The sequence below is a fragment of the Shewanella sp. 2_MG-2023 genome (assembly GCF_030548905.1).
Taxonomy (GTDB): domain Bacteria; phylum Pseudomonadota; class Gammaproteobacteria; order Enterobacterales; family Shewanellaceae; genus Shewanella; species Shewanella electrodiphila.
The window spans coordinates 62,406-85,258 of sequence record NZ_JAUOSO010000014.1 but is presented as its reverse complement, the minus strand read 5'-3'; the positions used below and the strand labels follow the sequence as shown (position 1 = coordinate 85,258).

Here is a 22,853-nt window from a genome sequence, read left to right as displayed (position 1 = left end):
CACTAAAGCATGCCTCATGGCATGCTTTTTTATGCTTATGATTTACACATAACGTTTTGGCACACCAAATGCATCAGCTTACACAAAAGTTAATATTTTGACGGAGTGGCTATGTTTTCGGCGCACAGCAGTTTAGCACAATCGATGGTAGAGCCTAATTCTATTACAGAAATGGGATCGAGTTATAATGCCTCAAATTCCTATGCTCTTAACGATACGGCTCAAGAAAGCTCCTATTCAGCACCTCAAGGATTAGACTATCAAGAAGTCGGTTATCAAGCACTTGATAATCAAGACCTTTACACCTCAAAAAACGATAATCTTTCCGAGGCTTCAGCAAGCGTTAATCATGATTTAGCTGGACAAATAGCCCGTTCAGCACCGCAAAAGGCGGCGAATATGTCAAATCAAATGGCGCACATTCTGCAAGCGATGCCTTCAGGTGTTGTTATTATTAATGGTGATGGACTGGTTACATTGGCAAACCCTGTGGCAACAGAGCTTTTAGGTAGACCGCTACAAGGGGCTAAATGGTTCGATATTATTAACCGCGCTTTTTCACCGCAAGAAGATGATGGTCATGAAGTCTCACTTAAAAACGGTCGAAGAGTTAAACTGGCTATTACTCCGTTAACGCCAGAACCTGGACAATTAATTGTTTTAACAGATTTAACCGAAACACGTTTATTACAGAAAAATTTGTCGCACCTCCAACGCTTATCGGCGTTAGGAAAAATGGTCGCAACCTTGGCTCACCAGGTAAGAACACCGCTTTCTGCCGCTATGTTATATGCATCTAACCTTGCTAGTCCAAAACTGAATGATACGGCTAAAAAACGATTTCAAACTAAATTAGTCGACAGGTTGAATGAACTTGAGCGACAAGTAAATGACATGCTGTTAATGGCTAAAAATAAGCAAGATGATGCATCCCAGGTGACTGACGTTGAAGATATTATCGAACCTGTACTTGCTAGTTGTGAACCCATTGCTGAAAAAAAACAGTGTCAGTTAAATTATTTTAATCAAGCTAGTGAACGAATGTTAGCTAATAGTAATGCGCTAAGTTCAGCAATTAATAATCTTGTTATGAATAGCTTAGAGGCTAATGCCACAGAAATTAGAATCATTACAGCTTCATCTAATACTCATATTAATATTGATGTTATTGATAATGGCAAAGGATTAGCAGCTGATATGCAGCAACAGATTCTAGAGCCATTTTTTACAACCAAAAGCCAAGGTACAGGTTTAGGCTTAGCAGTTGTTCAAACGGTAGTAAGAAATCATAAAGGGACAGTGCAAGTCTCATCACAACCAAATAAAGGCTGTTTAATCAGATTGTCATTCCCGATTTATCAATCGCATAAAACTCAGACGACAGGTTTCGAAAGTGAAGTGTTAAACAATGAAGCATTAGCTGATAACAACATTACAGATAACGACTTCAGTAAAACAGAACGTGGCGCAGAAAATCACAATAGCCCGGAGGCATCACATGGGTGAAGCAAAACTATTACTCGTTGAAGATGACGCATCTTTACGTGAGGCCTTACTCGACACCTTACTGCTGGCAAGCTATGAATGTGTTGATGTTGCATCTGCAGAAGATGCAATTCTTGCTCTCAAGTCAACAGAATTTGATTTGGTTATTAGTGATGTTCAAATGGAAGGCATTGGTGGTATAGGCTTGTTAAATTATTTACAGCAGCAAAACTGTAAAGTGCCAGTGCTACTGATGACCGCTTATGCAACCATTGATAGTGCGGTTAGTGCGATTAAACTTGGTGCTGTTGATTATCTAGCGAAACCATTTGCGCCAGAAGTACTACTTAACCAAGTGTCACGTTATTTACCCCTAAAGCAAAATCTTGATCAGCCTGTGGTGGCTGATGACAAAAGTTTGGCATTACTTTCTATTGCCCAGCGTGTAGCCAGTTCAGATGCGTCAGTGATGATTATGGGGCCAAGCGGTTCAGGAAAAGAGGTATTGTCACGATACATACATCAAAATAGCTCGCGTTCACAACAACCCTTTATTGCAATTAATTGTGCCGCCATTCCAGAAAATATGCTCGAAGCGACATTATTTGGTTATGAAAAAGGCGCTTTTACTGGCGCATACCAAGCTTGTCCCGGTAAATTTGAACAAGCTCAAGGTGGTACGATTTTATTAGATGAAATTTCAGAAATGGAATTAGGTCTTCAAGCTAAGCTACTGCGAGTGTTACAAGAACGAGAAGTTGAACGTTTAGGCGGGCGTAAAACTATTTCTCTTGATGTGCGTGTGCTTGCTACTTCTAACAGAGACTTAAAAGAAATGGTGGCATCAGGCGGTTTCAGAGAAGATTTATATTATCGAATTAACGTATTCCCGTTAACTTGGCCTGCTTTGAATCAACGACCAGCTGATATCTTACCACTTGCGCGTCATTTATTGGTTAAGCATGCTAAGAATGCCAATATCTCACCTTTGCCGACTTTGGATGAAGTGGCTTGTAGACGTTTGTTGACTTATCGCTGGCCAGGAAATGTTCGTGAGCTGGATAATGTGATTCAACGAGCATTAATTCTTCATACTGGAGAGGCTATTTCAACAGCAGATATCATATTAGATTCAAATGAAGTTGAATTACAGCAACCTGAACCTACTCAAGTCAAACCTGTAGCTGAAAATGAAGGACTTGGTGATGAGTTAAAAGCTCAAGAGCATGTAATTATTCTTGAGACACTTAACCAGTGTAATGGTAGCCGCAAAGACGTTGCGGAAAAGCTAGGTATCAGTGCTAGAACCTTACGTTATAAAATGGCCAAGATGCGCGATATGGGAATACAAGTCCCTGCTTAGCTTTTAGCTAGACTGCTACAAAGTAAACCTGATTTGGCTTTCGATCAGGTTTACTTGTTCACTTGCTAGTCAAACAGTCATCCATTAGTAATAAAATCACCCAAACTATCGCGTTAATTCTATTGTTGGCATCCTACTTGCTAAATCTATTGTAACTGGTTTTTAGTCGTCAAATATCCGACGAATAGGAGATTACAATGCAGATTAGCTCGAATCCTTTCTTACAAGAAATGCAATCACTTCGTGGTGAAATCTCGCCTAATCTTCGCTCACCTATCCAACCGGATATGATCCAGAAAGTAGGCAATACTTCAGGTGCAGACTTCGGAGAATTGCTTTCTCAAGCTGTTGGCGGTGTGACAGAGTTACAGAAAAACTCGGCTAATCTAGCCACTCGTTTAGAGATGGGTGATTCTACGGTAACTTTATCAGATACCGTTATTGCTCGTGAAAAATCTGGTGTGGCTTTTGAAGCGACAGTACAGGTAAGAAATAAGCTTGTCGAAGCTTACAAAGAAATTATGAGCATGCCTGTTTAGGCCTCTTTATCAGATTAGAAAGTAGGTAATTATTGTGAGTACAGATCTCGTATTAGATTCAGATACCGCTAGTAGCACAGGGATTCAGCAGGAAAATAAACCTGGTTTGATGAGTTCTTTTGGTAGTGCTGATTTTATGCGTCAAATTACTATGATTCTGGCATTAGCCGTTTGTTTGGTATTGGCTGTATTTATGATGATGTGGGCGCAAGAGCCTGAGTACAGACCGTTAGGTCAAATGGAAACAAACGAAATGATCCAAGTGTTGGACGTTTTGGATAAAAATAAAATTGCCTATAAAATTTCTGGTGATGTCGTCAGTATTCCTGAAGACAAATATCAAAATGTAAAACTATTACTAGCTCGTGCAGGCGTTGAAGCATCAAGCCAGCCAACAGATTACCTAAGTAAAGACAGTGGCTTCGGTGTTAGCCAACGAATGGAGCAAGCACGCTTAAAGCAAAGCCAAGAAGTCAATTTAGCCCGAGTAATTGAAGAACTAAATAGCGTAACTCGCGCTAAAGTTATTTTAGCTTTGCCAAAAGAAAATGTTTTTGCCCGCAATAAATCCAAACCAAGTGCAACTGTTGTGGTCAATGTTCGTCGAGGCAGTTTAGGACAAGAAGAAATTGACTCTATCGTCGATATTGTTGCTTCAGCAGTACAGGGCTTAGACCCAACGAGAGTGACTGTAACTGACTCTAATGGCCGTTTATTAAATTCAGGCAGCCAAGATGCGGCATCATCTAGAGCGCGCCGCGAACAAGAATTGGTTCAACAGAAAGAAGCTGAGTATCGTAATAAAGTCGAATCGATTTTAATGCCGATATTAGGACCTGAAAATTTTACTTCTCAGGTCGATGTGAACATGGATTTTACTGCGGTTGAACAAACGGCCAAACGCTTTTCACCTGATTTACCTGCGATTCGTAGTGAAATGACCATTGAACGTAATTCATCAGGTCAATCAATGGGCGGTATTCCTGGCGCTTTATCAAATCAACCGCCAATGGAATCAAACATCCCACAAGAAGTCGGTGAAGCAGAAACTACCTCAGTCAGTGGTGACAGCCACCGTGAAGCGACCCGTAACTTTGAGTTAGACACCACAATTAGTCATACACGTCAGCAAGTTGGCCAAGTAAGACGAGTCAGCGTGTCAGTGGCGATTGATTATAAACCAGGTGCGGTTGATGAAAATGGTGTGGTCACTAGAGTGCCAAGAACCGAACAAGAGCTGACGAATATTCGCCGTTTACTGGAAGGGGCTATGGGCTTTACTAGCCAACGTGGTGATACTTTAGAAGTGGTTACCGTTCCATTTATGGATCAATTAATTGAAGCATTACCTGAGCCTGAGTTATGGGAGCAACCTTGGTTTTGGCGCGCGGTAAGACTGGTTTTAGGTGCATTATTGGTATTAGTCTTGATTTTATTTGTTATCAGACCAATGTTGAATAAGTTGCTGAAAGCCAATGAAGTTGAAATGCCAGAAGAGGCTCGCTTAGGTCATGAATTGGCTGAGATTGAAGATCAATATGCTGCAGATACACTCGGAATGCTCAATACTCAGCAAGCTGATTATAGTTATGCAGATGATGGCTCAATTCAAATCCCAAATCTTCATAAAGATGATGATATGATTAAGTCAATACGGGCATTAGTGGCAAATGAACCTGAACTTTCTACCCAAGTAATTAAGAGTTGGTTACAAGACGATGGCAAATGATGACGTTGCGGTAGCAGAGGCTACTAAAGGGTTTAACCCAGATGATTTAACGGGAACTGAAAAGACCGCTATTTTACTGTTAAGCCTAAGTGAAGCTGACGCGGCTTCAATACTAAAACACTTGGAACCAAAACAGGTTCAAAAAGTCGGTATGTCTATGGCGGCCATGGAAGACTTTGGTCAAGAAAAAGTCATTGGCGTACATAAGTTATTTCTTGAAGAGATTCAAAAATTCTCATCTATTGGTTTTAATAGTGAAGAGTTCGTAAGAAAAGCCTTAACTGCAGCACTTGGTGAAGATAAAGCCGGTAATTTAATTGAACAAATTATCATGGGTAGCGGTGCTAAAGGCTTAGATTCATTAAAATGGATGGATGCACGTCAAGTTGCAACCATTATTCAAAATGAGCATCCGCAAATTCAAACCATTGTTTTATCTTATCTAGAACCTGATCAGGCAGCAGAAATATTCAGTCAGTTTCCTGAAAATACTCGCTTAGATCTGATGATGCGTATTGCTAATTTAGAAGAAGTACAGCCAGCTGCATTGCAAGAATTGAATGATATTATGGAGAAACAGTTCGCAGGCCAAGGCGGCGCACAAGCAGCGAAAATGGGTGGACTTAAAGCTGCTGCTAATATTATGAACTTCTTAGATACAGGCGTTGAAAGCCAGATTATGGAAACAATGCGTGAATCAGACGAAGAGATGGCTCAGCAAATTCAAGATCTTATGTTTGTATTTGAAAACTTGATTGATGTTGATGACCGCGGAATTCAAGTTTTACTAAGAGAAGTACAGCAAGATGTGCTGATGAAGGCATTAAAAGGCACTGATGACCAATTATCAGATAAAATTATCGGTAATATGTCTAAACGTGCCGGTGAATTATTACGTGATGATCTTGAAGCAATGGGACCTATTAGGATCAGTGAAGTTGAAGTGGCCCAAAAAGAAATTCTCGCAATTGCTCGTCGCTTAAGTGATAGTGGTGAAATTATGCTTGGTGGCGGTGGTGGTGAAGAGTTCTTATAATGCCATCATTATAATTTTATCCATAAGCCATTACCGTTTAGCTGCAATATAAAACCATTAATCGCTGTAGAAATTAGGCATATCCATGACGGAATCTAAAACCAATAAATCAATCGAAAATGATGACTTAGATTTCAGTCATTGGCAATTGCCTGATGTCACCGAAGATCAAACAGACTCTCCGTCTAATTTATTTGGACACTTAGGTAGCCAAAACCCACCTGCTAAATCAGAAGAAAAACCGCTTCTACCTCCAACCATGGCAGAAATTGAACAAATCAGAGTTGAAGCTGAGCAGGAAGGGTTTGAGCAAGGAAAAGTAGCAGGTCACAGCCAAGGTCTTGAACAAGGTAAACTTGAAGGTCTTGAAGTCGGGCACGCTGAAGGCTTTGCTCAGGGGGAACAACAAGGCTATGAAGTTGGCCAAGTTAAAGTCAATGAAGTGCTCGAGAAATTAACTCAATTGGTAAAACAATTCGAGCAACCATTGATGTTACTTGATGCTGAAATTGAAGCAGAAGTATTACAGTTAGCAATCAACCTAGCTAAATCTATTGTTGGTCATGAACTCAAAACCCATCCTGAGCATATTTTATCAGTCTTGCGTCAAGGTGTTGACTCCCTGCCGATTAAAGAGCAACAGGTTAAACTCAGACTGCATACAGATGATGCTACCTTAGTGATGCAATTATACAGCGATGCACAATTAGAAAAAAATCATTGGGACATTGAAGCTGACCCTTCATTAAATCCAGGTGATTGTATTATCAATAGCATGCGTTCAAGCGTTGATTTGCGGGTAGAAGAGAGAATGCGTCAGGTATTGCAAGAGTTACACGAGCAAGCCTCTGGCATTCAAGCAAATGTGCAAACGATAAAAACTGAACATCCGCAATATACGACTGAAGTCGTGGATCACTTACCAGAAAGTCAATCTTCAAGCTTAACGACGGAAAACAGTCAAATTACTGAAGTGACTGATTCAAAAATCAGTGAGAATGATACAAGTCTGCAAGAAGCAACTCGTCATGAACCATTGATAGAAGAATCATCTATAAAAGATCAAAGTTTCCAAGTCGCAGATTCTTCAGTTGACCTTCATAACACAACAGCAATTGAAAATGGTGCAGACGAGCAATCCAAAATTTTAGAAACTGATGAGGTACGAGACAATGCAAAGCCGTCAACATCAGTTACTGAATAAACTCAAAAACCAAAGTCAAAAAGTCAGCCCACTTAGGCCGGTAGCCAGTGGGCAGTTAGTGCGTGTTGTGGGCTTAACATTAGAAGCTACAGGCTGTAGAGCACCTGTGGGCAGTTTATGCTCGATTGAAACTATGGCGGGTGAATTAGTTGCCGAAGTGGTTGGGTTCGATGACGAGCTGTTGTACTTAATGCCCGTTGATGAATTAAGAGGTGTACTACCTGGGGCAAGAGTGCGGCCATTAGGTGAGCAGTCAAGTTTGAATGTCGGACTGAGTTTGTTGGGCAGAGTGCTTGATGGCAGTGGTTTACCACTTGATGGCTTAGGGCCATTAAATACAGATCAACAAGCTTCTCGTCATGCACCGCCAATTAATCCACTTGCTAGACGTGCCATTTCTGAACCTTTAGATGTAGGGGTAAGGGCCATCAATGCCATGCTAACAGTGGGTAAGGGTCAGCGAATGGGCTTATTTGCTGGCTCTGGTGTGGGTAAAAGTGTGCTATTAGGCATGATGACTCGCGGGACAACTGCTGACATTATTGTTGTAGGGCTAGTGGGCGAGCGTGGTCGTGAGGTAAAAGAGTTTATTGAAGAGATCCTTGGTGAAGAAGGACGGGCTCGCTCCGTTGTCGTAGCCGCACCAGCTGACACTTCGCCATTAATGCGTCTTCGTGCTTGTGAAACATCCACTCGTATAGCTGAATACTTTCGTGACTTGGGGTACAACGTTTTATTATTGATGGATAGCTTAACCCGTTATGCTCAGGCGCAACGTGAAGTGGCGTTAGCTGTTGGAGAACCGCCAGCAACAAAAGGCTATCCGCCATCAGTATTTGCTAAATTACCAAGACTGGTTGAACGGGCTGGTAACGGAGGCCCTGGACAAGGTTCCATTACTGCTTTTTATACTGTACTGACAGAAGGTGATGATCAGCAAGATCCCATTGCAGATGCGTCAAGAGCGATTCTTGATGGTCACATTGTTTTATCTCGCACACTTGCTGATTCTGGTCATTACCCAGCTATTGATATTGAACAATCTATTAGTCGTGTTGCGCCAATGGTGATTGCGCCAGAACATTTAGAATCGATGCGTTTAGTTAAGCAAATGTATTCTACCTATCAGCAAAATCGCGACCTCATATCCATTGGAGCATATTCTCAAGGTAGTGATCCGCGAATAGACAATGCCATTAGGTTACAACCTGCGATGAATGCATTTTTAAGACAGGGCTTTAAAGATGTTATCTCGTTTAATGATAGCCAAACTATGGTGGGGCAAATCGCTGCCCAATGTAAATAATGCGCCGCGCTGATCCGCTGTTGACAGTATTAAAAATCAATAAAGAAGCTGAAGAGCAAGCTGCTTTGCAATTAAAGTCTGCCCAGCTTGAGCAGCAAAAATGCCAAGGCCAGCTAGATGCTCTGAATAACTATCGTCTTGAATACATGAAGCAAATGGGTGAAACCCAAGGCAAAACTTTAAGTGCCAGTGAATACCATTCATTTCATGAATTTATTAAGCAAGTCGATCAAGCGCTCATTCAACAAGTTAATGCAGTAAAAGAAACTGAAAAACAAACGGGTTATCGCCAAGTACATTGGCAAGAAAAGCAGCAAAAACGTAAAGCTGTGGAAATGTTACTCGAAAAAAATGCATTAAAAGCGCAAATAATTGCAAATAAACGTGAACAAAAAGCATCGGATGAATTTGCTATGCAACAATTCATCCGTAAAAAACCTCGCTAGAAATCTTCTTAAACTTAACGCTTAAACTTGACTCAAAACTTTCATTTTTCAGTCTGATAATTACCTTGCGATAAAAGAGTAAATAACCTTAAAAACCAATATTCTAATAAGCTGGCATTTTAATTGCTTATTTATAGAGTTAGTTAGTGAAGTGTCAGCTTTGTGACTGTTATCAGGATCCGATTGTTGTACCAATTGGTTCGTTATGAGTGATGTTGAGTGGAGTTTGTTATGCAACAAATGAGCAGTATTTTATTGGGGAATAGTGGCAAAACCACCAATTCGCAGGTTTCAGGAACCGTGCAACTCGATGATAAACAGTCTTTTTTATCTGTCTTTAATCAAGCATCACAAGTGGATGTAGATAAAACTAATCTCAGTCTAAATACTAATGAACAACCAGCGAGTATCGATGCTCCATCGGCAGAAGGTTCGGATGTTGACCTTATTTTTGCTCAAATAGATTTAGCTGAAAATTTCGATACTCAGGCAGATATTGAAAAAAGTGGCAAAGACTTGCCGCTTGAATCTGAGTTGTCAGAGTTAGCACTTTCTCAAGCCGATAGCGAATTAGTGTTAACTGAAGAAACTCAGCATTCAGTTGAAAAGGGTTTATTGGTTAATGAGCTCGCAGTCGATGTTTTTCCGGAAGAAGCAGAAATTGAAGAATTAGATAAAGAGTTAGATAAAGAGTTAGGTAACGAAATAAGTACCACTTCTTTTTTAAGTTCACTGAACACTGAACAACTAGATGCATTGACTCAATTTTCTTCGATGAGTGAACAAGATCTTACCGCCTTAAGTGTAGCTGAACTGAACAAACTAATTAATGGCTATAATCAACAAGTCAGCATCACTGATAACCAAGCCTTACCTTTGTTAATCGATGGAAAACTCAATAACCAGACAGCAACAATCCCTGTTACAGAGGCCAATGCTGATTTAATTACTGCTGAAAAAGCTAAACTTGCTAACTCAACATCTAATATCGCAAATAGTGTCCAAAGTGCTGCGAATGCCACTGATACAGCGAACAATATTGCCGCTTCAGCTCAGGTTGCCAATGCTGAGAAAGTTGTGGCTGATTCAAAAGTCATAGCTGATACGAATAAACTAGCTAAGAACGAGGATAAAGAAAGTGTCCCTGTGAATCTTAGTAAAGCCGAGATAAGTGTGGCATTAGATAAACCAACCTCCAAAGTAGCCTTTAATAATGCCATGGTTAATGCAGTAGCTAACTCAAGTCAATCAACACTTGCTGAACTAGGGCAAGAGAGTGAAACGATAGATGTAAAAGCACTACAAAATCAAAGCAGTTTTACACCACAGCACAAAAGTGATGTACCTCAATTTCAACTTTCGTTACGTCAAGGGGCTGAGTCCGTAGTGCAAATGCAGGATATGATTCAAAAATTTGCACCTGTAATGAAACAACAACTTATCACTATGGTTGGGCAAGGCGTTCAGCATGCTGAAATTCGTCTAGATCCAGCCGAGCTTGGGCACATGGTAGTAAAAGTTCAAGTTAACGGTGAGCAAACTCAAGTACAGTTCCAAGTAGCTCAATCTCAGACAAAAGACCTCATTGAGCAAGCGATTCCAAAATTGAGAGAAATGCTGGCTGAGGAAGGATTACAACTTGCAGACAGCCAAGTATCTCAAGATGGCGAAAGCCAGAAAAAATCCGAGTATGATGAACAAAACAGCAGTGGCGAGAATATGCTGGATGAAATTTCAGCACAAGAACTCGAGATTGCTACAAAACATGCAAAGAGTAGCAATTCAGCTATAGATTATTACGCCTAAGTCGGTAATCTATAGCCATTACGTTAATGCAGTCAAAGCCCTGTAATAATTGAGATGAGATTATTACCAATGTGGCAGCACATAAAATGGAATAAATGATGGCTGAAGAAGAATCTCTAGAGTTAACAACAGAAAACCAACCTAAAAGTAAGAAAAAGCTGATTATCTTTATTGCTATCGGTGTCGTCGTTATTGGTCTGATTGCAGGCGCAGCATTATTTTTTCTAGGAGGCGAAGAGGAGTCAATTCCTGCAACTCCTGGTACTGCAACTTCAGCAGAAGCCGAAGTTGATGAATCTAAAAAAGGCAAGGCTAATTATGTTGGCATGCCGAGGCCATTTTTGTTTAACCTTCCTGGGGTTGATCGAGCTCGCTTAGTGGAAATAAAAGTACAATTGATGGTACGTGGCGATGATGGTCAAACTGCGAAAATGCATATTCCATTAATTGAAGATGCTTTATTAACCACGTTTAGTGCTGCTGATGTACAAAAGCTAAGTACTCAGGCTGGTAAGGATGAACTAAGACAATTAGCGCTACTTAATGTGCAAAATACACTACAACCTGTAGCTGGCCGCAAAATAGTAGAAAAAGTACTATTTACTGGTTTTGTGATGCAATAACACCAGTGAATAAGACAAGGTGATAATGTGAGTGATTTATTAAGCCAAGACGAAATTGATGCGCTGCTTCACGGAGTCGATGATGTTGATGAGGATGACATTAACGACGGTGAAGATACTCGTGTCTATGATTTCTCCTCTCAAGACCGCATCGTTCGTGGACGAATGCCGACGCTGGAAATTGTCAATGAGCGTTTTGCCCGCCATTTACGAATTAGTATGTTTAATATGATGCGCAGAGCTGCAGAAGTGTCAATTAATGGCGTACAAATGCTTAAGTTTGGCGAATATGTCCATACATTATTTGTTCCTACTAGTCTTAATATGGTGCGTTTTAGCCCACTTAAAGGGACAGCCCTTATTACCATGGAGGCGCGTTTAGTCTTTATTTTGGTAGACAACTTCTTTGGTGGTGATGGTCGTTTCCATGCAAAAATTGAAGGCCGTGAATTTACGCCAACAGAAAGACGTATTGTTCAATTATTGCTGAAAATTATTTTTGAAGATTATAAAGATGCTTGGGCTCCAGTCATGGATGTTGAATTTGAGTATTTGGATTCAGAAGTCAACCCGGCAATGGCAAACATTGTTAGTCCAACAGAAGTTGTGGTGATTAATTCTTTCCATATTGAAGTTGATGGAGGCGGTGGTGATTTTCATATCACCATGCCATATTCAATGATTGAACCTATCCGTGAGTTACTTGATGCGGGTGTTCAAAGTGATAAGCAAGATACTGACATGCGTTGGGGACAAGCCTTACGTGATGAAATTATGGATGTACAGGTCGGTATTGATGCCAATATCATCGAGCATGAAGTCAAACTTCGTGATGTCATGGAATTCAAAGCAGGGGATGTTATACCGATTGAATTACCTGAGCACATCATGATGCGAATTGAGGATTTACCCACTTATCGATGTAAATTAGGTAAATCTAGAGATAACTTAGCGTTGAAGATCAGCGAGAAAATTCCTCGTCCTGAGACCGCTAAATCAGAACTACAGTTAATTACGCGCAAAGGTAAAGCGCGTGATATTTCAGAATTATAAGGTGACATGATGAGCGATGATACTGACGATTGGGCTGCGGCAATGGCAGAGCAAGCACTTGAAGAGGCCAATGTTGCCGAACAAGTAGAGCTCGATGAGCTCGTAGATGAGTCAAGCCCTATTTCTCAAGCAGAAGCTGATAAGCTTGATAGCATCATGGATATTCCTGTGACAATCTCGATGGAAGTCGGGCGCAGTTTTATCAGTATTCGTAATTTACTGCAGTTGAACCAAGGTTCAGTAGTGGAATTAGACCGAGTGGCTGGCGAACCTCTAGATGTAATGGTAAACGGCACTTTAATTGCTCATGGTGAAGTGGTTGTGGTCAATGATAAGTTCGGTATTCGTTTAACGGATGTCATTAGTCAAACTGAACGAATCAAAAAGCTAAAATAAAATAATTTCAAATTATCAGTTAAGGGTTCATTTGTGCTAAATGCAGTTAGTCTATTAGTGGTGGCAAGTTCTGCTGTCACTGAAGCGTCAAATTCAGAATCAGCCAATTCAGAAATAGCCATCCGTGGTGCTGAAACATCGAATATCGCTGCATTATCAAGCATGATGGGTGGGCTGATCCTTGTTATCGCCATTATTTTTGTATTAGCTTATATCGTTAAAAAGCTTAACTTGGTTCAATCAAATCAGGGGGTGATAAAAACTGTTGCGATGACCCCTTTAGGCCAAAAAGAAAAAATTGTTTTGATTGAATTAGAAGGGCAGCAGTATTTACTCGGCGTTACTGCTCAGCAAGTGAATTTGATTGAAAAGCTCGATACGGCTGTTAATGTCGAAACGACGTCTTTTGCTAGCAGGTTAAAGCAAGCCAAACAGCAAGCCAGTCAACAAGAAAAAGAGCAGGCTAAGGAATAGCAATAATGAAAAAGTGGATAGTGTTAGTCTTATTTGCCGCTGTTTTTTTTACGCCATTGAGTTTTGCTGAAGATGGAATATTAAAAGCCGTTACGGTTTCAACCGGTGCTGATGGAAGTACTGAGTATTCCGTAACAATGCAAATATTGCTGCTGATGACGGCAATGAGTTTTATCCCTGCAATGGTGATAATGCTCACTTCGTTTACGCGGATCATTGTAGTGCTATCTATTTTGCGTCAAGCTTTGGGGTTACAGCAAACACCATCTAATCAAGTACTCATTGGTATGAGTATGTTCATGACATTCTTTATTATGGCGCCAGTATTTGATCAAATTTACGATCGAGCTGTAGAGCCTTATATCAATGAATCTTTAACAATGCAGCAAGCCTATGAAGTCGGTAAAGAGCCGCTGCGTGCATTTATGTTATCTCAAGTCAGAACCACAGATTTAGAAACCTTTATTGAAATTTCCGGCTACACCAATATTGCGTCGCCAGAACAAGCGCCAATGAGTGTATTGGTACCTGCTTTTATTACCAGTGAATTAAAAACTGCATTCCAAATTGGCTTTATGTTATTTGTGCCATTTTTAGTTCTTGATTTAGTGGTTGCGAGTATTTTAATGGCAATGGGTATGATGATGTTGTCGCCGATGATTGTGTCACTCCCATTTAAAATAATGCTGTTTGTATTGGTTGATGGTTGGGGATTGGTATTAGGAACGCTGGCAAACAGTTTTGGTAGATAGGGAGCGTTACTGATGTCACCAGAGTCACTGATTGATATTTTTCGTGAAGCGTTATCTGTAATTGTCCTGATTGTATCGGCAATTATTTTACCTGGCTTATTTATAGGTCTAATTGTAGCTGTATTTCAGGCCGCAACTTCAATCAATGAACAGACATTAAGTTTCCTTCCTAGATTATTAACTACGCTATTTTCGTTGATGTTTCTTGGCCATTGGCTAGTGCAAACCATGATGGATTTTTTTTACACTATGGTGAATATGATCCCTCAGGTGATAGGTTAGTCCTGTGGAAATTTTATTTGAAGAAATCAGTCGAACAATAGCCGCATATGTTTGGCCGTTATTTAGAATATCTTCAATGTTAATGGTTATGGCCGTTTTTGGTGCCAATACCACCCCAGCAAGAGTCCGTTTGTTTTTATCTGTTGCGATTACTGTTGCCGTAGCACCTGTACTTCCAGCACCGGTTGATCCTATCGAGTTGTTCTCATTAAGTGCTGTATTCATTTCTGCGCAGCAAATACTCATAGGTACTGCTATGGGGTTTGTGACAATTTTAGTGATGCAAACCTTTGTACTAACGGGGCAGATTATTGGTATGCAAACCAGTTTAGGTTTTGCCTCTATGGTCGATCCTAGTTCAGGTCAGCAAACACCAGTTGTAGGTAATTTCTTTTTATTACTGGCTACGTTGATTTTTCTCGCCGTTGATGGACATTTGTTGATGTTTAAAATGCTGGTGGCTAGTTTCGATACTATCCCCATTTCAAATCAGGGTTTTAGCATTACTAATTACCGAAAATTAGCAGAGTTTGGTGGTTATATGTTTGGTGCGGCGTTAACGATGTCGATTTCAGCAATCGTCGCATTACTGCTGATTAACTTATCATTTGGTGTGATGACGCGCGCATCGCCTCAACTGAATATTTTTGCCATTGGCTTCCCGGTAACAATGGTAAGCGGGTTATTGATTTTGTGGCTTACATTAGGGCCCATCATGTCTCATTTCGATGAGGTTTGGCTGCGAGGCCAATTATTGATGTGTGATATTTTGCAATTGACCTGTCAAATTGACGGCTCATTAACTCAGTAGGTTACTGATGGCAGAAGATACAGGTCAAGAACGCACAGAGGACCCCACCGCCAAGCGACTGCAACAGTCGCGTGAAAAAGGACAGGTGGCACGCTCTAAAGAGTTAGGTACAGCGGCTGTTTTATTAGCATCAGCTGTAGGGTTCGCAATCGTTGGGCCTAATCTTGCCCGAAGTCTGCACACTATCATGACACAAATATTGACCATGGAGCGGGATCAAATATTTGATACCAACTCAATGTTTCTGGTTTGGGGAGTGGTTGGCAATGAGCTTGCTTTTCCACTCATCAGTTTTATTGCATTTCTCGCCTTAATTGCTTTTATCGGTAATATCATTCTGGGTGGTATGACGTTCTCAGTTAAAGCTTTTATGCCCAAAGGCAGTAAAATGAATCCTGCTAAAGGATTTAAGCGAATGTTTGGTACACAAGCTCTAGTTGAGTTGACCAAGGGCATCGCTAAATTTGCTGTAGTGGCTGTATCAGCCTATTTTTTATTGAGTTTTTACTTCTTTGAGATAATGACTCTCTCGACAGATCATCTACCTGGCAACGTTTACCATGCACTAGAGTTGTTAGTATGGATGTTTATTCTGTTATGTTCTTCAATGCTATTTATTGTGGTGATTGATGTGCCATTTCAAATATGGAATCACAATAAACAATTGAAAATGACCAAGCAAGAAGTCAAAGATGAATACAAAGACACTGAGGGTAAACCTGAAGTAAAAGGTCGAATTAGACAAATGCAGCACGAGATGGCCAACAAAAGGATGATGTCTGAAGTACCAAATGCAGATGTTATTGTGGTTAACCCTGAACATTATGCTGTAGCGGTTAAATACGATGTTAGTCAGTCAGCTGCGCCTTTTTTAATTGCGAAAGGCATCGATGATGTCGCATTTAAAATTCGTGAAATTGCCAGAGAGCACGAAGTACCTATTGTGTCGGCGCCACCTTTAGCACGTGCTATATACCATACGACGAAAATTGACCAACAAGTGCCTGAAGGGTTATTCACTGCAGTCGCACAAATTTTGGCATATGTATTCCAGCTCAAGCAGTATCAAAAAGGTAGGGGCAAGCGACCTAAGCCCGTGCCAATCAATCAACCTATCCCTGATGATTTAAAACACTAAATCGTTTACAAAACCTTCAATTAACCCAGCGGCCCTTTTGAAACTATTCTTTTGGCTTAGTAATTGCATTTTACTGTTGTCAGCGTCAAGAATATTACTATAAAGGTTTCCTACTGATGGATGTAAAAGCAGCATTAGGTCAAGTTAAACAAGTTAGATTAAGTACTTTTAAAGGTATAGGTACGCCATTATTAGTGCTTGCAGCACTCGGTATGGTGGTTTTGCCCATGCCTGCCTTTTTGTTGGACATCTTATTTTCATTCAACATTGCTTTAGCACTCGTTGTACTGCTTGTCGCTATTTATTCTGATAGACCATTAGATTTTGCCGCATTCCCCAGCGTTCTGTTAGTCGCAACGCTACTTAGATTGGCACTCAATGTTGCCTCAACCCGAATCGTGTTATTGGAAGGTCATAACGGTGGTGATGCCGCAGGTAAAGTCATTGAAGCCTTCGGCTCTGTGGTTATTGGTGGTAACTACGCTGTAGGTTTAGTGGTTTTCCTGATTCTTATTATCATCAACTTTGCCGTTGTTACCAAAGGTGCTGGCCGTATTTCTGAAGTGAGCGCCCGTTTTACATTGGATGCCATGCCAGGTAAACAAATGGCAATTGATGCCGATTTAAATGCTGGCACATTAACGCAAGATCAAGCTCGCGTACGCCGCGCTGAAGTGACTAAAGAAGCTGACTTTTACGGTGCGATGGATGGTGCATCAAAATTTGTTAAAGGTGATGCCATTGCGGGTATCATGATTTTGGTGATTAACATTCTCGGTGGTTTTGTGATCGGTATGGTTCAACATGGATTGGATTTTTCCAGTGCTGTTGAAATCTACACTTTATTGACCATTGGTGACGGCTTAGTCGCTCAAATCCCTGGGCTACTGTTATCAATCGCTGCAGCATTGATGGTGACCCGTCAAAATGAATCGGGTGATATGGGCGGCATGATGATAAGCCAGATGTTTGTCAGCCATAAGTCAATGGCGATTGCATCAGGCGTATTGTTTGTCATGGGTATCGTGCCTGGAATGCCTCATTTTGCATTCTTAACGTTCGCTTTTATTACAGCCTTTGCTGCATATATGATTTATAAGCGAAATAATGACAACAAAACCGCAGCGCTTGAGCAAGCGGTTAAAAGCCCAGCAGAAATTAAGGATGCAGAGCCTAAAGAACTCAGCTGGGAAGACGTTCAACATGTCGATACTATCGGGCTTGAAGTAGGTTACCGCCTTATTCCGTTAGTGGATAAAGGTCAAGGTGGTGAGCTTTTAGGTCGTATTAAAGGTGTACGTAAGAAATTATCACAAGAATTAGGTTTCTTAGTACCAGCGGTGCATATTCGCGACAACCTTGATTTATCACCTAACTGTTATCGTATTTCGTTAATGGGAGTAGTGGTTGGAGAGGCTGAAGTTCGCCATGACTGTGAACTCGCGATCAATCCTGGGCAAGTGTATGGCAAGCTTGATGGCATTGAAACAACAGATCCTGCATTTGGATTAGAAGCTGTGTGGATAGCGCCAGAGCAGCGCGAACATGCTCAAACCTTAGGTTATACCGTGGTAGACACGGCAACAGTTGTCGCGACCCATATCAGCCAACTATTGACTAACAATGCGGCTAAATTACTGGGTTATGAAGAAGTACAGCAGTTAATGGATATGTTAGGTAAAAACTCGCCTAAGTTAGTTGATGGCTTTATTCCAGATATTATGCCATTGGGTTCTGTGGTTAAAGTGATGCAAAACCTTCTAAATGAAGGTGTTTCTATCCGTGATTTACGCACAATTGTGCAAACCCTGTTAGAATACGGTACAAAGAGTAATGATACAGAAGTATTAACCGCTGCAGTGCGTATTGCATTGAAGAGAATGATTGTTCAAGAAATATCTGGGCCTGAATTAGAGATACCTGTCATTACATTGGCACCAGAGTTGGAACAGATGTTGCACAAGTCTATGCAGGCGACAGGCGGTGAAGGGCCAAATATCGAACCAGGCCTTGCAGAACGCATGCAGAAGTCATTATTAGACGCTTCTCAGAAGCAAGAAATGGTTGGACAACCAGCCATTTTATTGACATCAGGTATGCTAAGGTCAACGCTGTCACGATTTGTTAAATATACTATCCCGAATTTACGGGTTATTTCTTACCAAGAAATACCTGATGAAAAGCAAATACGCATAGTATCTGCGGTAGGGCAATAGCGATGACTTTCTGTTTGAAAGAGGTGCGTAGTGAAAATTAAACGATTTTTTGCCAAAGACATGCGTTCAGCATTAGCTCAAGTGAAAGAAACCTTGGGATCTGATGCCGTTATTATGTCGAATAAAAAAGTAACGGGTGGAATAGAAATCGTTGCGGCAGTTGACTACGATGAGCCTAAAGCGGACGTTGCTGTAAATTCACCTGTACCTGGTTTTATGAATGTCAGTGATGATCAAGTCTCACTAGGGCAAAATAAGCCAACAGTGAAAGCGCAAACCAAGGTAAGCCCACCTCCTGCAGCTGATTCACTACAGGCTTTGCTTGAAAAACAGCATAATCGTTTGCAGCAACAAATGTCGCAGCGAGTTGAAGAACCTGAGTTACCCGATTGGGCCAAACAATTACAAGATACAAAAACAGCGAAAGTTGAGCCTAAAATTGAACAACAGCAATTTGCCCAACCAAGAACATCGAATAAAAGTCAGTCTGCTGAAATTGAAGCAATGCGAGAAGAAATGGCCTCTTTGCGTGGGTTGTTAACTCATCAAGTATCTTCGTTAATGAAAGACCAGAAAAAGCGCACTGACCCCGTTGGGGCAATGCTAGAAAGTAAATTAATTAATGCAGAGTTTTCTCCTGCTGTAGCGGCGAAATTGGCAGGCTTAAGTCAGCAATATACGCCTGCAGATTTAGTGAGAGCGTTACCTCAGAGTTTAGCGAACTTATTAGATAACCAAGGTGATGATATTGTTCGTACTGGTGGCGTGGTGGCATTTGTTGGTCCAACAGGTGTTGGTAAGACGACTTCGCTGGCTAAATTAGCGGCAAGATTTGCAGCACATCATGGTCCAGAGCAGGTTGCACTCATAACTACAGATCATTATCGTATTGGAGCCTATGAGCAATTGGCAACTTATGGCAAAATAATGGGATGTCCAGTAAAACAAGCTCACGATCTTGCTGAATTAGAACAAATTCTCTACCAGTTTAAGAATCGTAAGTTAGTATTAATAGATACAGCTGGGATGGGGCAGCGTGATATGCGCCTTTATCAGCAGTTAGATGATTTAATGGCAAATACAAGAATACCGATTAGAAGTTATCTAGTCATGTCTGCAACCTCTCAAAGAAGAGTGTTACAAGATGCTGTTGAGCATTTTAAAAGAATCCCATTATCTGGGGTGATTTTGACCAAATTAGATGAATCGGTTTCGATTGCTGGCGCATTAAGTGTATTGATTCAAAATGGGTTACCATTAAGCTATATAACAGATGGTCAACGTGTTCCAGAAGATATGCAAGTTGCTGATACGCTTATGCTCGCAAAACAAGCGTTAGCAGCATTAAACGACACCAAACCTCAAACGTCACATGACACTGCGTGGTCAAATGACATGGCCTATGCATTCGAGTAACAATATGACCAGAGATCAAGCAAGTGGTTTACGTATGATGAATCAACCAAATAACGATAAAGTAAAAGTAATTGCAGTCAGTGGCGGCAAAGGCGGCGTGGGTAAAACCAGTGTGTCTATTAATACCGCTGTTGCGCTCGCTGAAAAAGGTAAACGAGTGTTAGTACTCGATGCCGATTTAGGCTTAGCAAATGTTGATGTGATGCTAGGTATTCGAGCAGAACGCAATTTATCCCATGTACTTTCTGGCGAAGCAGAGTTGGACGATATTATTGTCCGTGGCCCTAAAGGTATTGGCATTGTGCCTGCCACTTCAGGGACTCAAGCCATGGTCGAGCTTACACAAGCTCAGCATGTGGGCTTAATTCGCGCCTTCAGTGAAATGAAAACTCAATTCGATATCTTAATTGTCGATACCGCTGCTGGTATCTCGGATATGGTGCTGAGTTTCTCCCGTGCCTCACAAGATGTGTTGATTGTTGTTTGTGATGAACCGACATCAATAACCGATGCCTACGCCTTAATTAAAATCCTAAGTCGTGAACATGGCGTGTTTCGTTTTAAAATTGTGGCGAATATGGTCAGAAGTTTGCGCGAAGGCATGGAATTATTTGCCAAACTCAGTAAAGTGACGGATAGATTCTTGGATGTCGCTTTAGAATTAGTTGCTACGGTTCCATTTGACGAAAATTTAAGAAAATCAGTTCGTAAACAAAAATTGGTTGTCGAAGCTTTTCCTAAGTCACCTGCAGCGATTGCTTATCATGGTTTAGCGAATAAAATTATGAGCTGGCCTGTTCCTCAACAGCCAGGCGGCCATCTTGAGTTCTTTGTCGAACGATTAGTTCAACGTAAAGATCAACAAGAGGATTCAACGAGTGAATAAAGCCGCTGCGTATACTCAGTTTGATAATAAAACTTCAATTGTTGAACAGTATGCTCCGTTGGTAAAAAGAATTGCTCATCATATGTTGGCAAGGCTGCCAGCATCAGTGCAATTGGATGACTTATTACAAGCAGGGATGATGGGGTTATTGGAAGCATCATCGAAGTTTGATGGCAGTAAAGGGGCTAAATTTGAAACCTTTGCTGGCATCCGAATTCGTGGTTCAATGATTGATGAAATCCGCCGAGGTGATTGGGTTCCTCGTTCTGTACATCGTAACCAACGTCGTGTTGCCCAGGTTATTGATGAATTAGGACAAGAGCTCGGCCGTGATGCAAAAGATATTGAAATTGCTGAAAAATTAGAGATGACTCTTGAAGAGTATCATCATATTCTAAATGATGTTTCAGTGGGGAAGATCATCGGGATTGAAGATCTTGGTGTATCTGAAGATGTGATTGTAACAGCAGAGTCTACTCCTGATGAGAGCTTTGAGTCACTTGCTGAAATGCAATTTAAATCAGCACTATCTGAAGCAATTACAACATTACCCGAAAGAGATGCGTTAGTTTTGTCGCTATATTATGACGAAGCATTAAATTTAAAAGAAATCGGTGCCATTCTTGAGGTCAGCGAGTCGCGTGTTAGCCAGATATTAAGTCAGGCAATGCTGCGTCTTAAAGGCAAACTCAAGCATTGGACACAGGTATAATTATTAATATAGAGCACAGTGTATGAGCTCACCGGAGGAAACCTTGGACAAGAATATGAAGATTCTTATTGTTGATGACTTTTCAACAATGAGACGTATCATCAAGAACTTGTTGCGAGACTTGGGATTCAACAATACCCAAGAAGCAGATGATGGCTCAACCGCCTTACCAATGTTACAAAAAAGCGAATTTGATTTTGTTGTAACTGACTGGAATATGCCAGGCATGCAAGGTATTGACTTGCTTAAGGCGATTCGTGCTGATGATTCACTCAAGCATTTACCCGTGTTAATGGTAACTGCAGAAGCCAAACGCGAACAGATTATTGCTGCAGCGCAAGCGGGTGTGAATGGTTACGTAGTAAAACCGTTTACTGCTGCAACGTTAAAAGAAAAACTCGATAAAATATTTGAACGTTTAGCATAAGCTAAGGATAAGTTATGCAGGCAGCAATATCAGGGCTGATCGACCTTGAACAAGCAAAGCAACTCGTAAAACTGCTTGAAGATGGCCAACAAGAACAAGCTGATGAAGTCATTCGTGACTTATCAGCGCCTCTTCAGCGGGATTTATTTGATGAAGTCGGAAAGTTGACACGTCAACTTCATAGTTCATTAAATGAGTTCCAAATTGATACCCGTTTAGCCGAACTTGCCAATACTGAAATACCTGACGCAAAAGAAAGATTAAACTTTGTTATCGATATGACAGAGCAAGCTGCAAATAAAACTATGGATGCAGTTGAAGAATGTTTACCTTTGGCCGATACAATAATTAATAACATTCAATCGGTCACACCCATGTGGGACAAATTGATGCGTAGAGACATCGCGTTAAGCGAATTTAAATCTCTGTGTCATGAGGTTCAACATATCATGTCTCATAGCGAGCATGACTCAGGTAGATTAAAGGAATTGCTCAATCAAATTTTGATGGCGCAAGATTTCCAAGATCTAACTGGCCAAATGATCCGTCGTGTTATTGATTTAGTCAGAGAAGTTGAGAGCAATTTAGTCTCCATGCTCACTATTTTTGGCGAAAGCGCAGCAGACTCAACACGGGTCGTTGATGACAATAAAATTGAAGCAGAAGGTCCCATCTTGAATGCTGAAACCCGTGAAGACGTGGTAACAGGCCAAGATGAAGTTGATGATCTGCTATCAAGTCTGGGTTTCTAAT

Annotated in this window: 23 protein-coding genes; all 23 read left to right on the top strand. The window is 40.9% G+C overall.

Translation table 11 applies throughout. The features are described 5' to 3' along the window. The first annotated feature begins 111 nt into the window (after nucleotides 1–111). On the top strand, nucleotides 112–1,506 hold the full coding sequence (locus tag Q4600_RS14670; RefSeq protein WP_303516967.1) for a PAS domain-containing sensor histidine kinase: 1,395 nt from the start codon (nucleotides 112–114) through the stop codon (nucleotides 1,504–1,506). Next, a complete protein-coding gene (locus tag Q4600_RS14665) occupies nucleotides 1,499–2,848 on the top strand; it encodes a sigma-54 dependent transcriptional regulator (RefSeq protein ID WP_303516968.1) in 1,350 nt (449 codons plus the stop codon). Before Q4600_RS14670 ends, Q4600_RS14665 begins: the two co-directional genes overlap by 8 nt. Nucleotides 2,849–3,045: 197 nt before the next feature. Continuing rightward, nucleotides 3,046–3,387: a flagellar hook-basal body complex protein FliE gene (gene fliE, locus Q4600_RS14660; protein ID WP_102529009.1), complete on the top strand. Its 342-nt coding sequence runs from the start codon at nucleotides 3,046–3,048 to the stop codon at nucleotides 3,385–3,387. Nucleotides 3,388–3,421: 34 nt separating this feature from the next. Beyond that, a complete protein-coding gene (fliF, locus tag Q4600_RS14655) occupies nucleotides 3,422–5,116 on the top strand; it encodes a flagellar basal-body MS-ring/collar protein FliF (protein WP_102529010.1) in 1,695 nt (564 codons plus the stop codon). Continuing rightward, complete coding sequence (fliG, locus tag Q4600_RS14650; protein ID WP_102529011.1) at nucleotides 5,106–6,152, top strand: flagellar motor switch protein FliG; 1,047 nt, start codon at nucleotides 5,106–5,108, stop codon at nucleotides 6,150–6,152. Before fliF ends, fliG begins: the two co-directional genes overlap by 11 nt. An 85-nt stretch (nucleotides 6,153–6,237) precedes the next feature. After that, nucleotides 6,238–7,356: a flagellar assembly protein FliH gene (gene fliH / locus Q4600_RS14645; protein WP_303516969.1), complete on the top strand. Its 1,119-nt coding sequence runs from the start codon at nucleotides 6,238–6,240 to the stop codon at nucleotides 7,354–7,356. Continuing rightward, nucleotides 7,325–8,662 carry a flagellar protein export ATPase FliI gene (fliI, locus tag Q4600_RS14640; RefSeq protein ID WP_303516970.1) on the top strand — a complete coding sequence of 446 codons (1,338 nt, stop codon included), beginning with the start codon at nucleotides 7,325–7,327 and terminating at the stop codon, nucleotides 8,660–8,662. The genes fliH and fliI overlap by 32 nt, the downstream gene beginning before the upstream one ends. Further along, a complete protein-coding gene (gene fliJ / locus Q4600_RS14635; protein ID WP_102529014.1) occupies nucleotides 8,662–9,108 on the top strand; it encodes a flagellar export protein FliJ in 447 nt (148 codons plus the stop codon). The genes fliI and fliJ overlap by 1 nt, the downstream gene beginning before the upstream one ends. A gap of 231 nt (nucleotides 9,109–9,339) precedes the next feature. Next, nucleotides 9,340–10,914: a flagellar hook-length control protein FliK gene (locus Q4600_RS14630; RefSeq protein WP_303516971.1), complete on the top strand. Its 1,575-nt coding sequence runs from the start codon at nucleotides 9,340–9,342 to the stop codon at nucleotides 10,912–10,914. Between the two features lie 98 nt (nucleotides 10,915–11,012). Next, a complete protein-coding gene (gene fliL / locus Q4600_RS14625) occupies nucleotides 11,013–11,537 on the top strand; it encodes a flagellar basal body-associated protein FliL (protein ID WP_229369244.1) in 525 nt (174 codons plus the stop codon). A 27-nt stretch (nucleotides 11,538–11,564) separates the two neighbouring features. Next, nucleotides 11,565–12,590: a flagellar motor switch protein FliM gene (fliM, locus tag Q4600_RS14620; RefSeq protein WP_102529017.1), complete on the top strand. Its 1,026-nt coding sequence runs from the start codon at nucleotides 11,565–11,567 to the stop codon at nucleotides 12,588–12,590. Nucleotides 12,591–12,596: 6 nt separating this feature from the next. Next, on the top strand, nucleotides 12,597–12,986 hold the full coding sequence (fliN, locus tag Q4600_RS14615) for a flagellar motor switch protein FliN (protein WP_102529018.1): 390 nt from the start codon (nucleotides 12,597–12,599) through the stop codon (nucleotides 12,984–12,986). Nucleotides 12,987–13,019: 33 nt separating this feature from the next. Continuing rightward, nucleotides 13,020–13,460, top strand: a complete 441-nt coding sequence (fliO, locus tag Q4600_RS14610) for a flagellar biosynthetic protein FliO (RefSeq protein ID WP_102529019.1) — start codon at nucleotides 13,020–13,022, stop codon at nucleotides 13,458–13,460. 5 nt (nucleotides 13,461–13,465) lie between these two features. Next, nucleotides 13,466–14,212 carry a flagellar type III secretion system pore protein FliP gene (gene fliP, locus Q4600_RS14605; RefSeq protein WP_102529020.1) on the top strand — a complete coding sequence of 249 codons (747 nt, stop codon included), beginning with the start codon at nucleotides 13,466–13,468 and terminating at the stop codon, nucleotides 14,210–14,212. Between the two features lie 12 nt (nucleotides 14,213–14,224). Then, nucleotides 14,225–14,494 carry a flagellar biosynthesis protein FliQ gene (gene fliQ / locus Q4600_RS14600; RefSeq protein ID WP_102529021.1) on the top strand — a complete coding sequence of 90 codons (270 nt, stop codon included), beginning with the start codon at nucleotides 14,225–14,227 and terminating at the stop codon, nucleotides 14,492–14,494. A 4-nt stretch (nucleotides 14,495–14,498) separates the two neighbouring features. Then, complete coding sequence (gene fliR / locus Q4600_RS14595) at nucleotides 14,499–15,305, top strand: flagellar biosynthetic protein FliR (RefSeq protein ID WP_102529022.1); 807 nt, start codon at nucleotides 14,499–14,501, stop codon at nucleotides 15,303–15,305. 7 nt (nucleotides 15,306–15,312) lie between these two features. Further along, on the top strand, nucleotides 15,313–16,443 hold the full coding sequence (gene flhB / locus Q4600_RS14590) for a flagellar biosynthesis protein FlhB (RefSeq protein WP_102529023.1): 1,131 nt from the start codon (nucleotides 15,313–15,315) through the stop codon (nucleotides 16,441–16,443). Nucleotides 16,444–16,559: 116 nt separating this feature from the next. Further along, on the top strand, nucleotides 16,560–18,659 hold the full coding sequence (gene flhA / locus Q4600_RS14585; protein WP_102529024.1) for a flagellar biosynthesis protein FlhA: 2,100 nt from the start codon (nucleotides 16,560–16,562) through the stop codon (nucleotides 18,657–18,659). A gap of 30 nt (nucleotides 18,660–18,689) precedes the next feature. Further along, nucleotides 18,690–20,075: a flagellar biosynthesis protein FlhF gene (gene flhF, locus Q4600_RS14580; RefSeq protein ID WP_102529025.1), complete on the top strand. Its 1,386-nt coding sequence runs from the start codon at nucleotides 18,690–18,692 to the stop codon at nucleotides 20,073–20,075. 4 nt (nucleotides 20,076–20,079) lie between these two features. Beyond that, complete coding sequence (locus Q4600_RS14575) at nucleotides 20,080–20,961, top strand: MinD/ParA family protein (RefSeq protein WP_102529078.1); 882 nt, start codon at nucleotides 20,080–20,082, stop codon at nucleotides 20,959–20,961. Next, nucleotides 20,954–21,673, top strand: coding sequence for an RNA polymerase sigma factor FliA (locus tag Q4600_RS14570; RefSeq protein ID WP_102529026.1), 720 nt, complete (start codon nucleotides 20,954–20,956; stop codon nucleotides 21,671–21,673). Before Q4600_RS14575 ends, Q4600_RS14570 begins: the two co-directional genes overlap by 8 nt. Before the next feature lie 43 nt (nucleotides 21,674–21,716). Beyond that, entirely contained in the window at nucleotides 21,717–22,100 is a 384-nt protein-coding gene (gene cheY, locus Q4600_RS14565) for a chemotaxis response regulator CheY (RefSeq protein ID WP_080916243.1), read from the top strand. Between the two features lie 14 nt (nucleotides 22,101–22,114). Beyond that, on the top strand, nucleotides 22,115–22,852 hold the full coding sequence (locus Q4600_RS14560) for a protein phosphatase CheZ (RefSeq protein WP_102529027.1): 738 nt from the start codon (nucleotides 22,115–22,117) through the stop codon (nucleotides 22,850–22,852). Nucleotide 22,853: the final 1 nt, after the last annotated feature.